18 protein-coding genes are annotated in these 19,616 nt (G+C 37.9%); 13 read left to right on the top strand and 5 right to left on the bottom strand.

The genetic code is table 11. The features are described 5' to 3' along the window. The first annotated feature begins 3 nt into the window (after window positions 1-3). Entirely contained in the window at window positions 4-711 is a 708-nt protein-coding gene (gene porT, locus ACNI3T_RS10335) for a type IX secretion/gliding motility protein PorT/SprT (protein WP_418227719.1), read from the top strand. Here the strand turns inward: porT and ACNI3T_RS10330 are convergent. Further along, complete coding sequence (locus tag ACNI3T_RS10330) at window positions 698-1,438, bottom strand: TrmH family RNA methyltransferase (RefSeq protein ID WP_418227718.1); 741 nt, start codon at window positions 1,436-1,438, stop codon at window positions 698-700. The genes porT and ACNI3T_RS10330 overlap by 14 nt on opposite strands. Window positions 1,439-1,453: 15 nt before the next feature. Here ACNI3T_RS10330 and tamL point away from each other — a divergent pair, with 15 nt between their 5' ends. The 3 genes from tamL to accD all read left to right on the top strand — a co-directional run bounded on the left by tamL (window position 1,454) and on the right by accD (window position 6,094). Further along, entirely contained in the window at window positions 1,454-4,033 is a 2,580-nt protein-coding gene (gene tamL, locus ACNI3T_RS10325; protein WP_472272536.1) for a translocation and assembly module lipoprotein TamL, read from the top strand. Between the two features lie 45 nt (window positions 4,034-4,078). Next, window positions 4,079-5,146, top strand: coding sequence for a class II fructose-bisphosphate aldolase (gene fbaA, locus ACNI3T_RS10320; RefSeq protein WP_418227716.1), 1,068 nt, complete (start codon window positions 4,079-4,081; stop codon window positions 5,144-5,146). A gap of 90 nt (window positions 5,147-5,236) precedes the next feature. Next, the gene (accD, locus tag ACNI3T_RS10315) at window positions 5,237-6,094 is read left to right on the top strand and encodes an acetyl-CoA carboxylase, carboxyltransferase subunit beta (RefSeq protein WP_322300965.1); all 858 of its coding nucleotides are present in this window, start codon (window positions 5,237-5,239) and stop codon (window positions 6,092-6,094) included. A 76-nt stretch (window positions 6,095-6,170) separates the two neighbouring features. On the opposite strand, the gene ACNI3T_RS10310 is transcribed toward accD, so the two are convergent. The 3 genes from ACNI3T_RS10310 to ACNI3T_RS10300 all read right to left on the bottom strand — a co-directional run bounded on the left by ACNI3T_RS10310 (window position 6,171) and on the right by ACNI3T_RS10300 (window position 9,250). Further along, window positions 6,171-6,536 (bottom strand): heavy-metal-associated domain-containing protein, encoded by a 366-nt coding sequence (locus ACNI3T_RS10310; RefSeq protein WP_322300966.1) that lies wholly within the window; start codon window positions 6,534-6,536, stop codon window positions 6,171-6,173. Window positions 6,537-6,546: 10 nt separating this feature from the next. Further along, window positions 6,547-8,781, bottom strand: a complete 2,235-nt coding sequence (locus ACNI3T_RS10305; RefSeq protein ID WP_418227715.1) for a TonB-dependent receptor — start codon at window positions 8,779-8,781, stop codon at window positions 6,547-6,549. Window positions 8,782-8,866: 85 nt separating this feature from the next. Continuing rightward, window positions 8,867-9,250 carry an HYC_CC_PP family protein gene (locus ACNI3T_RS10300; protein WP_418227714.1) on the bottom strand — a complete coding sequence of 128 codons (384 nt, stop codon included), beginning with the start codon at window positions 9,248-9,250 and terminating at the stop codon, window positions 8,867-8,869. Window positions 9,251-9,408: 158 nt separating this feature from the next. Here ACNI3T_RS10300 and rpsO point away from each other — a divergent pair, with 158 nt between their 5' ends. From rpsO to ACNI3T_RS10255, 9 genes are all read left to right on the top strand, one after another. After that, window positions 9,409-9,678 carry a 30S ribosomal protein S15 gene (gene rpsO / locus ACNI3T_RS10295; RefSeq protein ID WP_322300968.1) on the top strand — a complete coding sequence of 90 codons (270 nt, stop codon included), beginning with the start codon at window positions 9,409-9,411 and terminating at the stop codon, window positions 9,676-9,678. Between the two features lie 198 nt (window positions 9,679-9,876). Next, on the top strand, window positions 9,877-12,138 hold the full coding sequence (locus ACNI3T_RS10290; protein ID WP_322300969.1) for a polyribonucleotide nucleotidyltransferase: 2,262 nt from the start codon (window positions 9,877-9,879) through the stop codon (window positions 12,136-12,138). 301 nt (window positions 12,139-12,439) lie between these two features. Next, window positions 12,440-13,303: a sigma-70 family RNA polymerase sigma factor gene (locus ACNI3T_RS10285; RefSeq protein WP_011708302.1), complete on the top strand. Its 864-nt coding sequence runs from the start codon at window positions 12,440-12,442 to the stop codon at window positions 13,301-13,303. 203 nt (window positions 13,304-13,506) lie between these two features. Next, on the top strand, window positions 13,507-14,361 hold the full coding sequence (locus ACNI3T_RS10280) for an SDR family oxidoreductase (RefSeq protein WP_418227713.1): 855 nt from the start codon (window positions 13,507-13,509) through the stop codon (window positions 14,359-14,361). After that, a complete protein-coding gene (locus tag ACNI3T_RS10275) occupies window positions 14,361-15,785 on the top strand; it encodes a phytoene desaturase family protein (protein WP_418227712.1) in 1,425 nt (474 codons plus the stop codon). Before ACNI3T_RS10280 ends, ACNI3T_RS10275 begins: the two co-directional genes overlap by 1 nt. 186 nt (window positions 15,786-15,971) lie before the next feature. Then, window positions 15,972-16,388 carry a BLUF domain-containing protein gene (locus ACNI3T_RS10270; RefSeq protein WP_418227711.1) on the top strand — a complete coding sequence of 139 codons (417 nt, stop codon included), beginning with the start codon at window positions 15,972-15,974 and terminating at the stop codon, window positions 16,386-16,388. Window positions 16,389-16,518: 130 nt separating this feature from the next. After that, a complete protein-coding gene (locus ACNI3T_RS10265) occupies window positions 16,519-16,920 on the top strand; it encodes a BLUF domain-containing protein (RefSeq protein WP_418227710.1) in 402 nt (133 codons plus the stop codon). A 55-nt stretch (window positions 16,921-16,975) separates the two neighbouring features. Next, on the top strand, window positions 16,976-17,638 hold the full coding sequence (rpe, locus tag ACNI3T_RS10260; protein WP_418227709.1) for a ribulose-phosphate 3-epimerase: 663 nt from the start codon (window positions 16,976-16,978) through the stop codon (window positions 17,636-17,638). After that, entirely contained in the window at window positions 17,625-18,599 is a 975-nt protein-coding gene (locus tag ACNI3T_RS10255; RefSeq protein WP_418227708.1) for a YpdA family putative bacillithiol disulfide reductase, read from the top strand. The genes rpe and ACNI3T_RS10255 overlap by 14 nt, the downstream gene beginning before the upstream one ends. 51 nt (window positions 18,600-18,650) lie before the next feature. On the opposite strand, the gene ACNI3T_RS10250 is transcribed toward ACNI3T_RS10255, so the two are convergent. Further along, a complete protein-coding gene (locus tag ACNI3T_RS10250) occupies window positions 18,651-19,016 on the bottom strand; it encodes a hypothetical protein (protein ID WP_418227707.1) in 366 nt (121 codons plus the stop codon). Between the last annotated feature and the right edge of the window lie 600 nt (window positions 19,017-19,616).

The raw sequence follows: 19,616 nt of genomic DNA, 5'->3' as shown, positions 1-19,616 counted from the left end.
TACATGAAGAAATTTTTTATAATTGCCCTTTTTCTATCCATTTCAAATGCGTCTTTCGCCCAGTTATTTTCCGGAGAAAGCGTAGTAAACCAACCTAATATTGATAACGCTATATGGTCTTGGGGTTATTTTCTAGGCTTTAATAGCTATGATTTTGATTTCGACTATATCGATTACAATCCGAGTACTGTAACGGGTCAGGACATTAGGGTTGGAACTAGAACGGGTTTCAACGTAGGTTTGGTCGGAAACTTGAAACTAACTAATAATTTAGATCTAAGATTAGAGCCCGGTGTAAATTTCAATACCAGAGATTTTCAGGCTTTAAAAGCAGATGAAGCTACCTATAGAGAGATAAGCGCAACGTATGTACACATTCCACTATTACTGAAATTCAATGCGAACAGGCTGAATAACTTCAGGCCTTTCGTGACCGGTGGTCTTTCTACATCGATAAATCTAAGTAGCAACGAAAATAATCCGGATGACAATTCTGCTGGTCAATTCCGCATGAAAACCAATACGTATTATTACGAGATTGGATTTGGTATAGATCTGTATTTATACTACTTCAAACTAACGCCATCAATTAGAGGAGTATTTGCAATTAATGACGAATTAGTGAGAGATGAAAACCCCAATAGCATATATACAGGTAACGTGGATTCAATGTCTTCAAGAGCTGTTTTTATCAACTTCACTTTCCAATAGACTCCTGTCTTCGGAATTCTGCGAGGGTAATAGCCGTTGCCGTAGCCACATTAAGACTTTCAGTATTTTGCTCCTTACCATATTGGGGAATGCTTATCTTCTGATTCACTAATTTCTGAATTTCAGAAGAAATGCCATTTGCCTCATTTCCGAAGATGACAAAACTTTCTGAGTCTAATTCACTTTGATAAATGTCGGACCCTTCTAAAAGCGTTCCATATATCGGGAAAGATTGTTTTTCAGAAATGAATTCATATAAGTCTGTATACACAATATTTACACGGGACAGAGAACCCATACTGGCCTGTACTACTTTGGAATTAAAACAGTCTACTGTATCTCTGGAACATATAAGATCTTTGATCCCGAACCAATCGCAAAGCCTGATGATTGTCCCAAGATTTCCAGGGTCTCGAACTCCATCCAAAACTACTTTCAATCCATTTTCTGCTACCGGCAAATCTTCTCGCATTCTGAAAACTGCAAGATAATCTGGAGCAGTAGTCAGGGAGCTTATCTTGGCCAGATCGGTTGAGTTCGCATCAAAGAAATCTCGCTCGTTAACCTGTTCTAAATTCTCCGGTCCAAATAAGGCATATAGCTCATAATCAGATCTCAAAAACTCTTTCACACCCTTAATTCCTTCAACTGTGAATAGCTTTTCACGTAGCCTGTGCTTTTTTTGAGAAAGACTTTTTATTAACTTAATCTGGCTTTTGCTTACCATACAAAAAATGTATTTTTGAGCCCTAATCGATTATACTTGACACGGCTTCTCGCAAAAATATTATTATTTTTTTTAACGACTGTTCTTATCCTTAGCTGTAATGCTGTAAAAAGATTAGAAGCCGATGAAAATCTATTGGTAAAAAACGAAATCTTTGCCAATGACGAACTAGTTAAGGATTCCAGAATTAAAAATCAACTTTACCAAAAACCAAATACTAAACTATTAGGTTTTCCGCTTAGACTGCATTTCTACAATTTAGCACGGCCTGAAATTGACAGTATCCTCACAGAGAAATTTCTTGAGAACGAATCCAGAAGAAAGCGTCTTACAGCAATACTATCAAAAAAACAATTTGATCAATATATATATTTCAAAAAGGAGTTTAACCAGTGGATAAAAAGAACTGGAGAAGCACCTGTAGTTCTAAATAAGGAGCAGGCAGATAAGTCAGTTAACAGGTTAAAATCCTGGTACTGGAACAATGGATGGTTCAATGTGGAAGCAGATTACAAGGTATTGCCTATAAAAAATAAAGAAAAACGGGCTAAAGTAGAATACTACGTCAAACCTGGAAAGCCTTACACGCTAGACTCGCTTATTACAGAAATTGCTTCACCCGCACTTGACAGTCTTTACGAAGCTAACAAAAAAGAAAGTGAGATCATAGCTGGTACGCAGTATAACACTATAGATTTCAACGAAGAAAGAGATAGATTATCAGACCTTTTCAGAAACAATGGGGTTTATAATTTTGACCAGGAATATATCAGTTTTGATGCAGATACTGTGGACACAAACCACAAGTTAAACACTACTCTGATCATCAAGAATGAGCGGAATAACATAGGAGACAGTATAACTAGAACCCCTTTTAAAATCCATACGATAAGTAAAGTAAAGATCTTTACAGATTATAGTTTCGCTAACCGAAATATGCCGATTCTGGACAGTGCTACTTATCGACGTTATGAGCTGTTTAGTTTTGAAGAAATGCGGTATAAGCCAGAAGCTGTTACCGATGCTGTTTTTATAAGACCCGGTATGATCTATCGTGATCTTGACCGAACAAGGACTTATAACAGACTAAATTCCCTGCGAGTTTTCAAGTATCCCAATATTCAGTATACTCCAGATCCTTCAGATAGTACCAACACAAAACTGATCTCTAATATATTTCTTAGTCCGCTTCCAAAGTATTCGCTTGGTTTCGATTTTGACGTTTCACAAAGTAATATTCAGAAATTCGGAATTGGATTCGGAGGCTCATTCCTGATTAGGAATATTTTTGGCGGACTGGAGAACCTGGAATTATCTGGTCGTGGTAGCATCGCCTCTTCTACAGATGCGGCAGCAAGTGCAGATAAGGACCGTTTTTTCGATATCACTGAAGTTGGTGCCGATTTAAAATTGACTCTTCCGAGGATATTCTTACCTATAGATACTGAAAGGCTTATTAAAAAATACATGGCACCCTTTACCAGTATGAGTCTTGGATTTAGCTCCCAGAGAAATATTGGTCTGGATAAGCAAACATTTTCAGGGATTTTGAATTATAACTGGAACCCGTCTAAACAGCTTACTAACAGCCTCGATCTACTCAATATCCAATACGTTCGAAATTTAAATACTGAAAACTACTTCAATGTCTATCGGAATTCATTTGAAGAATTGAATTCTATTGCAAAGCGAAGTAATTTTGACTTCAGCACTCCGGGAAGTGATCTGCAAATTCCTGAAGAAGCCGATGGATTTATAGATTATGTCATTAATGAAGACAGACCCAATACTGGTCTGGAGAATGAAGACTACCTGAATACGCTAGACATTTACGAGCGTAAATTGAGACTTACTCAAAATAACCTGATTTTCGCTTCCAGCTACACTTATTTATGGAACACACGGGAAAGCCTTTACGATAAGGAGTTCTCGCGTTTTAGATTCAAAATAGAAACCGCCGGAAATGTGTTATCAGCTCTTTCTAATGTTTTTAATTACCCCGAAAATGACCAGGGAAATGAGAAAGTTTTAGGAGTCGCATATTCTCAATACGTCAAAACTGAACTGGATTTTATTAAGCACTGGGATCTAGGGAACGATCAGATCTTTGCAGTTCGCGCTTTTGGAGGAATCGCCATACCCTATGGCAATGCGAATGATATTCCAATCACCAAGACATTTTTTGCTGGCGGACCTAATGACAATCGTGCGTGGCAGGCTTATGACCTTGGACCCGGTAGCAGCGGAAGTATCCTGGAGTTTAATGAGGCAAACCTGAAACTTGCCTTCAATGGAGAATATCGCTTCGGAATTTTTGACCAGTTCAAGGGTGCTTTATTCGTAGATGTGGGAAATATCTGGAACGTTCTTGATTCCAGAACTTCTAAAGATGTAGTTTTTGAGGAATTTTCAGATCTTGAGGAATTAGCTGTTGGAAGTGGATTTGGTCTTCGTTATGACTTTAACTTTTTTGTATTAAGATTTGATATAGGCTTCAAAACTCACGATCCAGGACAACCTGAAGGAGATCGATGGTTTCAGGAGTATAATTTTAACCATGCTGTTTATAACGTAGGAATCAATTATCCTTTCTAAGCCAGTTTATTTTCTTATTTTTGTGAACATAATCAACTAAAAGTTATGAGTCACAATATCAAACCGGGCGTTGCCACTGGAAAAGAAGTTCAGGAGATTTTCAATTATGCTAAAGAGAAAGGTTTTGCCCTTCCCGCTGTTAACGTAATTGGATCAAGTAGTGTGAACGCTGTTCTGGAAACTGCTGCTGAGTTAAATTCACCTGTTATTATTCAATTTTCTAATGGTGGTGCGCAATTTAACGCTGGTAAAGGATTGTCTAATGAAGGAGAACAGGCTGCGATTGCCGGTGGAGTTGCTGGTGCAAAACATGTGCACGAAATGGCAAAACTTTACGGTGTACCAGTGATCATGCATACAGATCACTGTGCTAAAAAATTACTTCCGTGGATCGACGGACTTTTAGATGCCAGTGAAAAACACTACGAACAATTTGGTAAACCTTTATACAGTTCTCATATGATAGATCTTTCCGAAGAACCTCTGGAAGAGAATATGGAGATCTGTAAAAGATATCTTGAGAGAATGTCCAAAATGGGAATGACTCTCGAGATCGAGCTTGGAATAACAGGTGGTGAGGAAGATGGAGTGGACAACTCTGATGTTGATGCTTCTAAACTTTATACTCAGCCAGAAGAAGTTGCATATGCTTATGAAGAATTAAGCAAAGTGAGTGATCAATTCACTATCGCTGCAGCTTTTGGAAATGTGCACGGTGTTTACAAACCAGGAAATGTGAAGTTAACTCCAAAGATACTGAAGAATTCTCAGGAATATATCACGAAAAAATATAACGTAGAAGAAAATCATATCGATTTTGTTTTCCATGGTGGAAGTGGTTCTACAGTAGAAGAAATTCGTGAAGCTATAGGATATGGTGTTATCAAAATGAACATTGATACCGATCTTCAATATGCTTATCTAGAGGGAATTCGTGATTATATGGGAGCTAAAAAGGATTACCTGGCTACACAAATTGGAAATCCCGATGGCGACGATGTACCTAACAAGAAATATTATGATCCACGTAAATGGGTTAGAGAAGGTGAATTAACTTTCAAAACGCGTTTAAAGAAAGCTTTTGAGGACCTTAATAACGTAAATACATTATAAATAATTCTCTATAACAGTCTTTTTCTTCGGAATCAGACTGTTTTTTATTGCCATAAATTTGACAACCCTGACGATTAAAATTTGAAAGAAATGGCTTGGTTTAAAAGAACACAAAAAGGAATTCAAACTCCTACTGAAGATAAAAAAGATGTCCCTAAAGGTTTATGGTACAAATCACCTACCGGGAAGATCGTAGATGCCGAACAATTGGAAAGCAATTTTTATGTAAGTCCGGAAGATGGATATCACGTAAGAATTGGTAGCAATGAGTATTTCAAAATTCTCTTTGATGATAACAATTTCAAGGAACTTGACAAGAATGTCACTTCCAAGGATCCTCTGAATTTTGAGGATACTAAGAAATATACAGACAGACTCAAAGCTGCGCAGGAAAAGACCGGTTTGAAGGATGCAGTACGAACTGCTGTTGGAAAATCTAAAGGAAAAGACCTGGTGATCGCCTGTATGGATTTTAAATTCATTGGTGGTTCTATGGGGTCTGTTGTAGGAGAAAAAATTGCCCGAGCAGCAGATTATGCACTACAGAATAAAATTCCTTTCATGATCATTTCCAAATCTGGAGGTGCCAGAATGCAGGAAGCTGCACTCTCATTGATGCAACTTGCAAAAACTTCTGTGAAGTTAGCTCAACTTGCCAATGCGAAAATTCCCTATATATCTCTTGCTACAGATCCTACCACTGGAGGAACTACGGCAAGTTTTGCTATGCTAGGAGATATTAATATTTCTGAACCAGGAGCATTAATAGGATTTGCAGGACCTAGAGTTGTAAAAGATACCACTGGAAAAGATCTTCCAAAGGATTTCCAGACTTCAGAATTTCTGAAAGAAAAAGGATTTTTAGATTTCATCACACATAGATCTGAATTGAAGAACAAAGTGAATTTATATCTTGATCTAATCCAGAATCAACCTGTGAGAAAATAAGTATATATTTCAGTTTACAGAACAAAAAAAACGACCTGATCTCTCAGGTCGTTTTTTTTGTTTCTGCGCTTCAGGATTAATCGATCTTTCCTGAAACATGATCTTCTCTAACTTTTGGATCGCGATACTTGCAACAATCATCAAGCTTAGCATAAGCTTCATCGGTAGCTTTTAAGCTATCGAGATCATGCCCGGCATCGAGAATATTGCCTTGGATCGTTTTAAGATCTGTTTTCTTTTCATTGAAGATCAACTGTAGTTCCTGAGTTTCTAAATTCCAATCTGCAAATTTCACACCTTTTGATGTAATACCTGCTTTCTCGATTCTATCCTTGCACATCATACAAACACCATCTACTTGAAATGACGCTTTTGCATTGCGATCCTGAGCAAACATGCTGGTAGAACCTACCATAAAAATTAATAATACTAAGTATTTCATATTCTTCTGTTTAATTCAATTTAAATCTAAAACCTGCGTAGTATAAATTACCAAAAACAGGACCATACACAAGAGTTGAGTCAAAATAATCTCCAAAAGGATCTTCCGCAGCAAGTATTGGTCGATCCTGTCTAACATTCGTAATGTTTTCTCCTCCAATATAAACCTCGAATCTACCTGAAAAAACCCTGGTTATTTGTGCGTTTAGTGTATTTAATGATGGTGAATATTCTCCTACCTGGAACTCCTCCGGATTTGTGGCTGTAGACGGAAATCTTTGTTCCCCGAGCCAATTATAGGTAGCGTCGAATTTCCATTGACTATTATTTTTTATTTCGGTTTCATAGGAAAGATTTGCAAAGACTCTATTTTCTGGGATAAGGGGTTTGATCTTAGTCCCAGTCTGATACTTAGTTTTTACATCGTAAAATTTATAAGCCATTCTTAGATCGAGGCGCTCTGCAGGATTGTAGCTAAATTCAGCCTGAAAACTATTAGCATAACTTTCCCCTTCCAGGTTATAAAAACTTATTTCCTGTGGGTTTTCCCAGTCGACTACCACCTGGTTCTGAAAGTCTGTACGATAGTAATCAAAGATCAGCTCTGCTTTTCTACTGAAAATATTGAAACCCTGCATATATGAAATTCCGTAATTCCAGGCGATCTCAGGATCCAAACCATAAATATCTCCGCTGGAACTTCTTTGAATATTGATCTCCCGGGAAGACGCGAATAGGTTTTGATTTTCAGCAAAAATATTAGCCGCACGTTTGCCACGACCAAATGATGCTCGCAATGCCGATTTAGCCCATGGTCGATACCTCGCGTGAACTCTAGGAGTAAGAAAGAAACCAAGCCGGTTATGATAATCTGCACGTACTCCTGCGGTAAGATTGAGCTTGTCCATATCGTCAAAGTTATACTCGAAAAAACCACCTACAGAATTATCTTTACGAACGTAATCTGTATCTTCTACCAGCTCATCATAAGAATCCTGAGTAAAATCAAGACCAGTTTTGATCTTGTGTCTGGAGTCACTAATAATACTATTATAGATAATGTTGGAATAAATACTATTATGCTCTATATCATAAACTCTTAGACCAAAGTAGGAATCCTGCAGATGATTGCTCACCGCTAATTGCATTCCAATACTCTGCCACGGAAGTTCCGGATTTACATATCCTAGTTTTCCTGAAAACTCATAACGTTGCGTATTGATCTCACTTCCCCAGGCATTTGTGGTTAATTTATCTGTATCAGGATCGAAATCCAGCTCTCCAGTTTGCTTTTCATCGTTCAGATAACGGAAATTCATAAAAGCAACGATCCCGTTCTCGTTATCGATATATTGCCAGCGATTCATCAAATTGATCTGATTATACAAAGGCATATCCAGGAAGTTGTCGTTATTGACATCGTGCTCTTCCTGATGTGAGTTTCCGTGTACAAAAATACCAGTACTCCACTTCTTATTCAGCTGAGTATTATAATGAGTATTGAGCTCCAGGCGCTTACTGCTGGCACCATAAAGGTTTACAAAAAATTTATCTGAATTTGCAGGTTTCTGAAGTTCAGCGTTGATCTGTCCGGCAATACTTTCATAACCATTAACCACACTACCCGCTCCTTTAGTAATCTGAATACTCTCCACCCATGTTCCCGGTGTAAAGGAAAGTCCGTAAGCCTGAGCGGCTCCTCTAACTGCCGGAATATTTTCAGTAGCGATTAATATATAAGGACTGGTTAGACCCAGCATTTTAATTTGTCGGGTTCCCGATATAGCATCAGCAAAATTTACATCTATGGAAGGGTTGGTTTCAAAACTTTCAGAAAGGTTACAACAGGCTGCCTTCAAAAGTTCATCGCTGCTAATATTCATAACATTTGTAGATTCCAGATAGGATCTCGACGTTGCTTTTTTCCGGGAAACCAGGTCTACTTCATCTAGATTTGCTGAAGGACTTAATTTATGAATAAAATTATCCTGATTATTTTTAATATTGAGAGTATCTGCTTTATAGCCCATAAAACTAATGACCAGCTTGTCATATTCCTTTTTATAAGGAATTGAAAATGCACCGTTGAAGTCGGTTATAGTTCCAACTTCCGTATTTAACCAGTAAACATTAGCTCCGGGCACAGGCATTTCTGTACCCATTTCCTGTACTTTACCCTTGAAGGTTTCCTGGGAAAAAATTACCGCAGGGAGTAGTAATATTATGAGAGATTGTATGATTTTCATCAATTAAATTTTGATTTTTGATAATAATTAAAGTACCCTCCGCCGTCTTTCTGCGGAAAGTGATAATTCTATTAAAAATCTAAATTCAGATTAAATATATCTGGTAGCACGACTGAAGGTCAAAGCTAATAGTAGGTGGATCGTAATGAAGTGAATTTTCCGGCCTTTTAGAATCCGGTTGGAAGAGTGAGAAGAAAGCGTTGCCGAATGCAACAAGAAAGACCTGTTGACCTACATCCAGATCGTCGATCTTTTTGGCGGTGGTGGCATCCTGTCCTTCCTGAACATCAATTACATCTTTACAGCAATGATCTATGATGTTGGTTACATCATCGGGATCGAGGCAACCTGAACATTTCTCCAATTCAGCAAAAACAGAAGAAGTGATTAGGTTATCGCCACAAAAATGTTTTTCTATGGCAAATGAATTGGTAATGACCAGCACAAGAAGCGCCAGTACTGAAACCATAAGTTTATGACATATACCTGTTTTCACCCTGCGAAAGTATAAATTTTACCTGACATTTAAATTTAAAACCTTATACATACGGAATAAAAAATAAATGATATCTTTGCCGCCTGACAGAAATGCTGTCAATACATAAAAATCATTTAAATAATATTGGAATGTATCTAGCAAAAGAGAAAAAAGAAGAGATCTTCGAAAAACACGGTAAATCAAAAAATGATACCGGTTCAGCAGAAGGACAAATCGCATTATTTACTTACAGAATTGCTCACCTATCTGAGCACCTGAAGAAAAACCGAAAGGATTTTAACTCAGAGCGTTCACTGGTAAAGCTTGTTGGTAAAAGAAGAAGCTTACTTGACTACTTGATGAAAAAGGATATCATGAGATATCGTGCAATCATTAAGGAACTTGGACTAAGAAAATAATTTTCAGGGGGCTTTATGCCCCCTTTTTTTATATCTTGAAACAACCTGTTACAGGTTTTAAAATTGTCGCCCAGGGGGTAGTTTTTCATTGGTCACAACAACTACACACAACACACAACCCGGCCGTCCGGATGGCGGAGACCTTTGTTTAACTAAAATGATCTGGTTGAAGTTATTCAGATCGAATTTGAAATTATTATGATTCCACAAACATTTAAGGAGGTTATCGATTTAGGAGATGGTAGAACTATTTCCCTCGAAACCGGAAAATTAGCAAAACAGGCTCACGGCTCTGTTGTCGTTCAAATGGGTAACGCTATGTTACTTTGTACTGTAGTATCTTCTTACAAGCCTACTACAATGGACTTCTTTCCACTAACACTGGATTACCGTGAAAAATTTGCAGCTGCAGGTCTTTTCCCTGGAGGTTACTTCAAGAGAGAAGCGAGACCAAGCAATGAAGAGATTTTAGTAATGCGTTTAGTAGACCGTGTATTGCGTCCACTATTCCCAAAAGACTACAAATTTGAAACTCAGGTAATGATCCAGCTAATGTCTCATGACGATGATGTTATGCCAGACGCTCTAGCAGGATTGGCAGCTTCTGCAGCAATCCAATTATCTGATATTCCTTTTGAAACTCCTATTTCTGAAGCTCGAGTAGCAAGAATTAATGGAGAGTTCGTTCTTAACCCAAGCAGAGAGAAACTTGCTGAAGCAGACATGGATATCATGGTTGGAGCTTCTGCAGATTCTGTAATGATGGTTGAAGGACAATTTGATGAATGTTCTGAAGAAGAGATGGCTGAAGCAATTAAATTTGCTCATGAGGCTATTAAAATTCAGTGTGAGGCTCAGGTGAAACTTGCTGAAGCATTTGGAAAGAAAGAACCAAGAGAATACGAAGTAGCTGCAACAGATGCAGATATTGAGAAGAAAATTCTTGATGCTACCTACCAGAAATCATATGATATCGCTAAAAGCGGTACCAGCAAAAAAGAGAGAAGTGAAGCTTTTTCTGCTTTAAAAGATGAAGTAAAAGCGATGTTCTCTGAAGAAGAGTTAGAAGAAAAAGGTAAAATGATCTCCGGATATTTTGCAGATGCTCAAAAGAAAGCTGTTCGTGATGTAACTCTTAAAGAAGGAACTAGATTAGACGGTAGAAAAACCGATGAGATCAGACCAATCTGGTGTGAGGTAGATTACCTTCCATCTACCCATGGTTCAGCGATCTTTACTCGTGGAGAAACTCAGGCACTGGCAACAGTTACTTTAGGTACTTCCAGAGAAGCTAACCAGGTAGATCTTCCAACTCAACAGGGAGAAGAAACATTCTATTTACATTATAACTTCCCTCCTTTCTCAACCGGAGAAGCTTACCCAATTAGAGGTACTTCGAGACGTGAGGTTGGTCACGGGAACCTTGCTCAAAGAGCATTAAAAGGAATGATTCCAGCAGATTGTCCTTATACTGTGCGAGTAGTATCTGAAGTTTTAGAATCTAATGGTTCTTCTTCGATGGCTACAGTTTGTGCCGGTACAATGGCATTAATGGATGCTGGTGTTCAATTGAAGAAACCAGTTTCAGGTATTGCCATGGGATTAATTTCTGAAGGTGATGACTACGCAGTACTTTCTGATATTCTTGGAGACGAAGATCACCTTGGCGACATGGACTTTAAAGTTACAGGTACTGTAGATGGTATTACTGCCTGCCAGATGGATATTAAGGTGAAAGGACTTTCTTATGAAATCTTGGTAGCTGCATTGAAACAGGCTCGAGACGGTAGACTTCATATTCTAGAGAAACTTACTGAGACGATCCCAAGTGCAAATACTGAAGTTAAAGCTCATTCTCCTAAGATCATCACCAGAAGAATTCCAAATGAATACATTGGTGCATTGATTGGACCAGGTGGAAAAGTAATACAGGAACTTCAAAAAGAAACTGGAACTACGATCGTTATTAACGAAGATCCCGTTACAGAAGAAGGTGTTGTTGAAATCCTGGGAACTCAACAGGAAGGAATTGACAAGGTTCTTGCTAAGATCGAATCAATTACATTCAAGCCTGAAAAAGGTAGCGTATATGAAGTAAAAGTGATTAAGATCCTTGATTTTGGAGCTGTTGTGGAATATGTGGATGCACCAGGAAATGAAGTATTGCTTCATATCTCTGAACTCGCATGGGAACGCACCAATGATGTGAATGACGTTCTTAAAATGGGTGATGTGATCGATGTGAAATACTTTGGTCTTGATCCTAAAACCAGAAAAGATAAAGTCTCTCGTAAGGCATTGCTAGAAAAACCTGAAGGTTACGTGGCTAGACCACCAAGAGATGACAAACGCGATAATCGTGGATCCAGAGATAATCGTGGTTCTCGTGATAACCGAGGCCGTGATAATCGTAGAGACGATCGTCGTGACGATAGAAAACCAAGAGAAGATAAAGAATAGTTTATCCCTCACTAATAAAAAAAGCCCGGATCTTCCGGGCTTTTTTGTTTCTATACTGTAAGGCTTTCAACTTCCTGCAGACCTATCTAAAGACTTTTTCAAAATTATTATGTGAGAATTTGCGTTAGGGATTGTAGCGAATAGCCCACAGCGACTGCAAGGAGCGCGGACTAGTAGCGTAAAGCCCGGCACGAAGTGCAACGCCCGGAAAAATATTTTAAAACTTTTTGTAACATTTTTTGGAATTCTTACGTATAACTACACAGAGACCCTATGCACAATTAAAATCCAAGAGAGATAGATGAGACAACTGAAGATTACGAAGCAGGTTACCAATCGTGAAACCGCTTCGTTAGACAAGTATTTGCAAGAAATTGGAAAAGTGGACCTGATCACGGCTGATGAAGAAGTGGAACTGGCACAAAGAATTAAAGCGGGAGATGACCGCGCGCTGGAGAAATTAACCAAAGCGAACCTTCGTTTTGTTGTTTCTGTAGCCAAACAATATCAAAACCAGGGATTAACCTTACCTGACCTTATCAACGAAGGGAATCTAGGACTTATAAAAGCTGCGAAACGTTTTGATGAAACTCGTGGTTTCAAATTTATATCTTATGCCGTATGGTGGATTCGTCAATCTATCCTGCAGGCTTTAGCTGAGCAGTCTCGTATTGTTCGTCTTCCATTGAACAAAATTGGATCTATAAACAAGATCAACAAAACTTTTGCTTTCCTTGAACAGTCACACGAGCGTCCGCCAAGTGCTGAAGAGATTGCAAAAGAACTGGATATGACAATTAATGACGTTAAGGAATCAATGAAGAATTCTGGTCGTCATGTATCCATGGATGCTCCGCTTGTAGAGGGTGAGGATTCCAACCTTTATGACGTACTACGTTCAGGTGAATCTCCAAATCCAGACAAGGAACTTCTCCATGAGTCTCTTAGAACTGAGATCGAGCGTGCACTGGAAACTCTTACTCCGCGTGAAGCTGATGTGATCAGACTTTATTTTGGACTTGGTGATCAACATCCTATGACACTGGAAGAAATTGGCGAAACTTTTGATCTCACCAGAGAAAGAGTACGCCAGATCAAGGAAAAAGCTATTAGAAGATTAAAGCATACTTCCAGAAGTAAGATTTTAAAAACCTATCTTGGTTAAAATATTTAAGATGACAACAGTTTAGTGACGGGAGTGATGACCCGTTATGAGAATAACTGTTCGTTTTTTGATTGATGAATGACCCCGGAGTGATGACCGGGGTTTTTTCTTTTCTATATCTGACTAAATTTTTGTTAATCTAATTCCGGTTTACTCTAATCCGCGATTTTGTTCTTAAATTCTATTCAAAAGAAATTCTGATCATGAAGAAGATATTAATTGCAGGAGCCTCTGGAGTATTAGGCATGGAACTTTGCGGATTATTGAGTCAGGACGACGGTATAGAGCTCAGGCTACAAACCAGTTCCAGTGAAGGAGCTGAAAAATTGAAAAATTTTAGTACCGATATCTTTATTGCGGGAAATGAGGATGACTTTACCGGTATCGCAACAGATGTAGATATCGTGATTTCTACACTTGGAAATAGTGTGAGCCTCTTTACTAAAAACGATTCTTCGTTCTATCAAACAGATCTTCATACCAATAAGAAGATCCTTGAAGATGCAGAAAAGAATGAGGTCAGTAGATTTATATATGTTTCAATCCTGGGAGCAGAAGAAAATGAGAAAATGAACATTCCCGGCTCCAATAGACTTTTCGAAAAATCTTTGGAAAGCTCCGGTCTTGATTATACGATCATTCGACCAGTAGGATTATTTAGCGGCCTGCACGATTTGGGGATCATGGCCAAAAGGAAGCTAGTACCAGTGATTGGCGACGGAAAAGCGAAAACAAATTCCATGCATCAGGCAGACCTCGCGCTATTCATTACTGAAGTACTGGAATCAGGGGATAAATTAATTGAAATAGGTGGTCCAGAAATTCATACTCGTATGGAGATGGCTGAAATGATCGCTGAAAGATTCGATGCTAAGACATTAAAAGTTCCAGAAAGTATTGCTGAGGCAGGTGTTGTATTATCTTCCTTTTCTGAAGATATTAAACACAAACTTGAAAACTTTAAATATATCACCACTCATGAGATGATTGGGAAAGCCTACGGAACTAAGACTTTTAAAGAATATTTAGAACATATAGATGAAAACGAGCTACCCTAATGAATGAGGAATTTGATGTCATTATAGTTGGAAGTGGTCCAAACGGACTGGCTGCAGCCACCTATCTTCAAAAACAAGGTTATAGAACGGCAATATTCGAGCAGGCGGAGAAACCTGGTGGAGCGGCCAGAACAGAGGAAATTACCTTACCTGGTTTCAAGCATGATCTGGGATCTGCTGTGCATCCACTAGCCTTTGCATCTCCTTATTTTAAGACTTTACCTCTGGAAGATTACGGACTTAAATGGATACATCCGGAAATTCCATTCGCACATCCATTTGATGACGGTACTGCTTTTGCCTGTTATAAAGATATCCGGAAAACCGCCACACAGTTAGGAAAAGACGAACAGAACTATCTCAACCTACTTCTAGACTTTGTTGAGAAATGGCCAGAACTGGAAGAAGATTTACTTGCTCCCCTGCGATTCCCACAGAATCTTGAAATGATGTTCCGATTTGGTCTCAAGGCATTGCCATCAGCTAAATTTACCGTAGATCGTTATTTTAAAGAAGAAAAGACTAAGATCTTCTTTTATGGTGCCGCTGCACATTCCACTTTACCTCTCTCGAAGCTGGTCTCTTCCTCTTTCGGTTTGGTGTTGAATATCCTGGCGCATAGACATGGGTGGCCGTTTCCTGAAGGCGGCGCAGTTAAGATCGTGGATTCGCTTCTCGCGTACTACAAAGACCACGGAGGTAAAATTTTTCTAAACCAGACTGTATCTGATCTTAAAGATTTACCTCCAAGCAAGACTTTCATTCTGGACATGACGCCAAAACAAATTCTGAAAGTAAAGAATACTGATCTTAGCACAACATACAGAACTAGATTGGAAAAGTATAAATATGGAGCCGGGATCTTCAAGATGGATTGGGCTCTCGACAAACCTATTCCCTTCACGAACGAAATTTGCAAAAAAGCCGGAACCGTACATTTTGGATATAGTAAGGAATCACTTGAAGATTCTGAAGCAGCGGCACATGAAAACAGGTTATCCAGTGAACCTTATGTGTTGCTTGCACAGCCTTCAGTATTCGATAGTACCAGGGCTCCGGCAGGAAAACATACAGCCTGGGCTTACTGTCATGTTCCAAATGGCAACAAGGAGGATGTTTCTCTATATATTGAGAAACAGATGGAGCGAGCAGCTCCAGGTTTTAAGGAATGTATCATCGCAAAAAAAACTATGAGGACAGATGAACTGCAGGCTTTAAATCCTAATTTAATAGGTGGTGATATCAATGGAGGTAAACAGGATATTAGTCAGTTATTCACCAGACCAATAGCAAGCACTAATCCATATGCTACTTCAAATTCCAGGATTTTTATAGGTTCCTCTTCCACGCCTCCTGGTGGTGGCGTTCATGGAATGGGCGGATATTACGCAGCGAGATCGGCTGAAAAATTCCTAAAAAAATAATTTTAAGTTTGATACTATAATTCAAGAACTGATTGATAGGCAAATATAAATTTAAACCATATTTTCCTTAAACAGCACGTGCAAGATTTTTCCTGACATATTTTTTTTCATGCCTTTGTAAAAAAACAATTGCTCTTCGTCGGTTAATTTTTTTTTAAATTGTACGCCTAAATAATTTTTATTGCAATGCGTTATGCCATTAGTTACGTAAGCAGCGTAAGCCACACGTTATCAAACGATCAAATCCAGGAGGTTTTAGACTATAGCAGAAACTGGAATATCGAGCATAATATTACCGGAATATTACTCTACTCTGAAGGTAATTTTTTCCAGGTTTTGGAAGGAGACAAAGATCTTCTGCAATCATTATTTTCAAGAATAAGTATGGATGAAAGACATCGTAATTTGATCACTCTTTTCAGAAAAGAAGTTTCTGAGACAAAATTTAATACCTATAAATCAGATTTCATATCGCTGGATTCACGTTTTCAAGGTAAAAACATAGCCCTATATTTTTCTCAGATCGAAAAATTAAATCCAGAAATTCAAAGTTCTGTAAGATATATACTAAATAAATTTACCGAAGGAATTAAACTATCTTAGGATATTCGTTATTACAAATAATCACCCATTTCCCATGGAATTGTAGTTAGTTTTCCAGACCTTTCATAGAATTCGACAATTTCTGTATTTTCCATTTAACTGTATATAATTATAAACGAAATAATAACCTATGAGATATGCCATAAGTTACGTTAGCACAGCTAAAAGAAGTCTTTCAGAAACAGAAATTAGACAAATTCTGGATGATTCTGAAATCAATAATGATAAGCAGAATATTACCGGTCTACTACTCTATTCAGAAGGAAACTTTTTCCAGATCATTGAAGGAAATCAACAGCAGATTATTCAGCTTTATGAAACTATCAAAGATGACTCCCGTCATTACAATATTATAAAGCTCTTCGGAAAAGAAATTCAAAAAGAAGCCTTCGATGGTTTTAAAAGTGATTTTATTTCAGCAGATGCCCGCTATAGCAGTGATAGACTTCAGAATTATAAACGTTATCTCGAAGTTCTGGACAAGCCTACAAAAAACGCCGTTGCTAATATTCTAAAAGCATTTATCGTGTAATACTCTAAAAGCCTGTAATTCTTCTTATTTTTGCAGCTCACACAACAAAATTTTGATGAGCACAACACGTATTGCCCCTTCAGTTCTGGCTTCAGATTTCGGAAATCTACAGAGAGATGTAGAAATGATCAATCAAAGTGAAGCAGACTGGTTTCATATTGATATAATGGACGGTGTTTTTGTACCAAACATCTCATTTGGCATGCCGGTTTTGAAAGCTATTTCTCAACACGCGACTAAAACTATCGATGTTCACCTTATGATCGTAGACCCAGATAGGTATATTAAGGAATTTGCCGCTTTGGGCGCTAATATACTTACAGTTCATTACGAAGCATGCACCCATTTGCACCGTACCTTACAAGCTATCAAAGCTGAAGGCATGAAAGCTGGTGTTGCAATTAACCCGCATACGAACGTAGATCTGCTAAAAGATGTGATCAAAGATATTGATCTGGTTTGTATAATGAGCGTGAATCCTGGATTTGGTGGACAGAGTTTTATTGAAAATACTTTTAAGAAAGTACAGAAATTGAAGGAGATCATCATGACAAACAACGCACCAACACTAATAGAAATTGATGGTGGTGTTACCGATAAGAATGCAGCGGAATTAAGTAAGGCTGGAGCAGATGTATTGGTGGCCGGCAGTTTCGTTTTTAAGTCTGATGATCAGCCTGGAACCATTAAAAACTTAAGATCTATTGCAAACTCCTAACGAGAATTACGAACTGGTAATTATTGGTGGTGGTCCTATTGGTATCGCCTGTGCGCTGGAAGCTGAAAAGAAAGGGATTTCCTATGTGATTCTTGAAAAAGGCTGCTTGGTGAATTCGCTATACCATTACCCTACGAATATGACATTCTTTTCCACTTCTGAAAAACTGGAACTGGATAATATTCCATTTATTAGCAACAATCCAAAACCTGGGAAGCGAGAAGCTCTTGAATACTACCGAAGAATCACGGTCGCCAATAAGATCAATATTCACCTTTTCGAGAAGGTTACTGCTGTGGAGCCTAATATGGATTCAGGCCATATTGTGAAAACCACGAAGTCTGAATATCATACTTCTAAAGTAATCATCGCAACAGGTTTCTATGATATTCCTAATTACCTCGGGATTCCCGGTGAAGACCTGCCAAAGGTTTCTCATTATTACAATGATCCTCATTACTACGCAACCCAAAAAACTATTGTTGTGGGGGCTAGTAACTCTGCCGTGGATGCTGCACTCGAAATCTACCGAAAAGGTGGTGATGTGACCATGATCGTTCGAAAACCAGAAATTGGGAAAAGAGTGAAGTACTGGGTGCGACCAGATATTGTAAATAGAATTGAGGAAGGAAGCATTAAAGCATATTTTAATGCAGGTATTAAAGAAATTAGGACTAAAGAGGTTGTTATTGATACTGATGAAGGTGAAGTTTCGATACCTAATGATTTTGCGTTATTACTCACAGGATACAGGCCTAACTTTGGATTTCTGCAGGATATTGGGATTCATCTTTCTGAAGATGGCAGGAAAATTCCTGAGTATGATCCAGAAACAATGGAAACAAACATCCCAGGCATTTATCTTGCCGGCGTAATTTGTGGTGGAACTGAAACCCACAAATGGTTTATTGAAAACTCCAGAGTTCATGCAAAGATGATCATGAACGATATAGGTAAATAAAAAAAGTCGATTCAAATGAATCGACTTTTTTTATTTATCCTGATCAATACTTCAGTCCATCAGAACTACAGAGTTGGAACCAAGACCTTTTTTTCTTCCAATTAGCTTACCGTAAAACTCAAGATCTTCTTGATTGTGTTTAAAAGAGTGATCAATTTTTTTACCTATTTCTTTAATTGGAAATGAATAAACTTCGATCTGTGGATAAGTATTAAAATCATCCTCGGTTTTATTAATTCCAATTTCTACAGCTTTCGTTTGCTTATTATACACTGCGTACTCAGCCTGAAAGTTGTGTCTTAGAAGATCCATACAATCCTGGGAAAGTTCATTACATTCCTCACAATCACTCATATAGATCTTTACCAGTTCCTTCATTGTCAATCTTAACTGGTTGGTATTAAAATATGCTGCCATAATACTTGCTTTTTTATCTCATGGCTAAAGTATCGGATACCTAAGGCTTCGGAAACTATTTATAGAATGTTTAACGCCACTGTCTAAATAAATCAAAAATTTTCAAACTTATTCTAAGAACTTTGTAGAATTTTTTAGTTCTGTGTCAAAGCCCTTGCAGAACTAAATGAAGGAAGATTAAATGATACCGGAGATGTAAAATATCAAATTTGCAAATAAGCTGATGATTCAGATTGAGAATTCACAATATTATATATTTTCGTATAGGATACTTTAAAAATAGTAATCTTTGCAAGTTTCGCTATTCAATTACGGTTATCCATAATCTGAATATTGAAACTTTTATACATTGCGGTCAAATTGATTTGAAGGATTTATAATTCTTCAGTTCATTATAGAATGCCAGATCATATGGATTTGTAAACTGAGTAGGGTCGGTTTGCAATATCCGATCTGGCTTTTTTATTTATACCCATCAGTTTTACTTCGAAAAGATTTAAGCAGTTGTGAGTTCCAATAGCTGTATGCACTTAAAGTACTTGACTGGAAAAGTAATGGAAATAAAAAATCCGTAGAACAAATGCTCTACGGATTCTCTTT

It is taken from the genome of Christiangramia qingdaonensis, from assembly GCF_048381525.1.
Lineage (GTDB): Bacteria > Bacteroidota > Bacteroidia > Flavobacteriales > Flavobacteriaceae > Christiangramia.
This window is presented reverse-complemented; position numbering and strand designations above follow the sequence as displayed.

Bases quoted from the DNA above. Each gene is read 5' to 3' on its own strand.
- fbaA (WP_418227716.1), top strand. From the start codon at position 4,079: ATGAGTCACAATATCAAACCGGGCGTTGCCACTGGAAAAGAAGTTCAG.
- ACNI3T_RS10270 (WP_418227711.1), top strand. From the start codon at position 15,972: ATGCGTTATGCCATTAGTTACGTAAGCAGCGTAAGCCACACGTTATCA.
- ACNI3T_RS10310 (WP_322300966.1), bottom strand. From the start codon at position 6,536: ATGAAATACTTAGTATTATTAATTTTTATGGTAGGTTCTACCAGCATG.
- ACNI3T_RS10290 (WP_322300969.1), top strand. From the start codon at position 9,877: ATGATTCCACAAACATTTAAGGAGGTTATCGATTTAGGAGATGGTAGA.
- ACNI3T_RS10330 (WP_418227718.1), bottom strand. From the start codon at position 1,438: ATGGTAAGCAAAAGCCAGATTAAGTTAATAAAAAGTCTTTCTCAAAAA.
- ACNI3T_RS10280 (WP_418227713.1), top strand. From the start codon at position 13,507: ATGAAGAAGATATTAATTGCAGGAGCCTCTGGAGTATTAGGCATGGAA.
- ACNI3T_RS10305 (WP_418227715.1), bottom strand. From the start codon at position 8,781: ATGAAAATCATACAATCTCTCATAATATTACTACTCCCTGCGGTAATT.
- rpe (WP_418227709.1), top strand. From the start codon at position 16,976: ATGAGCACAACACGTATTGCCCCTTCAGTTCTGGCTTCAGATTTCGGA.
- ACNI3T_RS10285 (WP_011708302.1), top strand. From the start codon at position 12,440: ATGAGACAACTGAAGATTACGAAGCAGGTTACCAATCGTGAAACCGCT.
- ACNI3T_RS10265 (WP_418227710.1), top strand. From the start codon at position 16,519: ATGAGATATGCCATAAGTTACGTTAGCACAGCTAAAAGAAGTCTTTCA.
- porT (WP_418227719.1), top strand. From the start codon at position 4: ATGAAGAAATTTTTTATAATTGCCCTTTTTCTATCCATTTCAAATGCG.
- rpsO (WP_322300968.1), top strand. From the start codon at position 9,409: ATGTATCTAGCAAAAGAGAAAAAAGAAGAGATCTTCGAAAAACACGGT.
- ACNI3T_RS10275 (WP_418227712.1), top strand. From the start codon at position 14,361: ATGAATGAGGAATTTGATGTCATTATAGTTGGAAGTGGTCCAAACGGA.
- accD (WP_322300965.1), top strand. From the start codon at position 5,237: ATGGCTTGGTTTAAAAGAACACAAAAAGGAATTCAAACTCCTACTGAA.
- ACNI3T_RS10250 (WP_418227707.1), bottom strand. From the start codon at position 19,016: ATGGCAGCATATTTTAATACCAACCAGTTAAGATTGACAATGAAGGAA.
- ACNI3T_RS10300 (WP_418227714.1), bottom strand. From the start codon at position 9,250: ATGGTTTCAGTACTGGCGCTTCTTGTGCTGGTCATTACCAATTCATTT.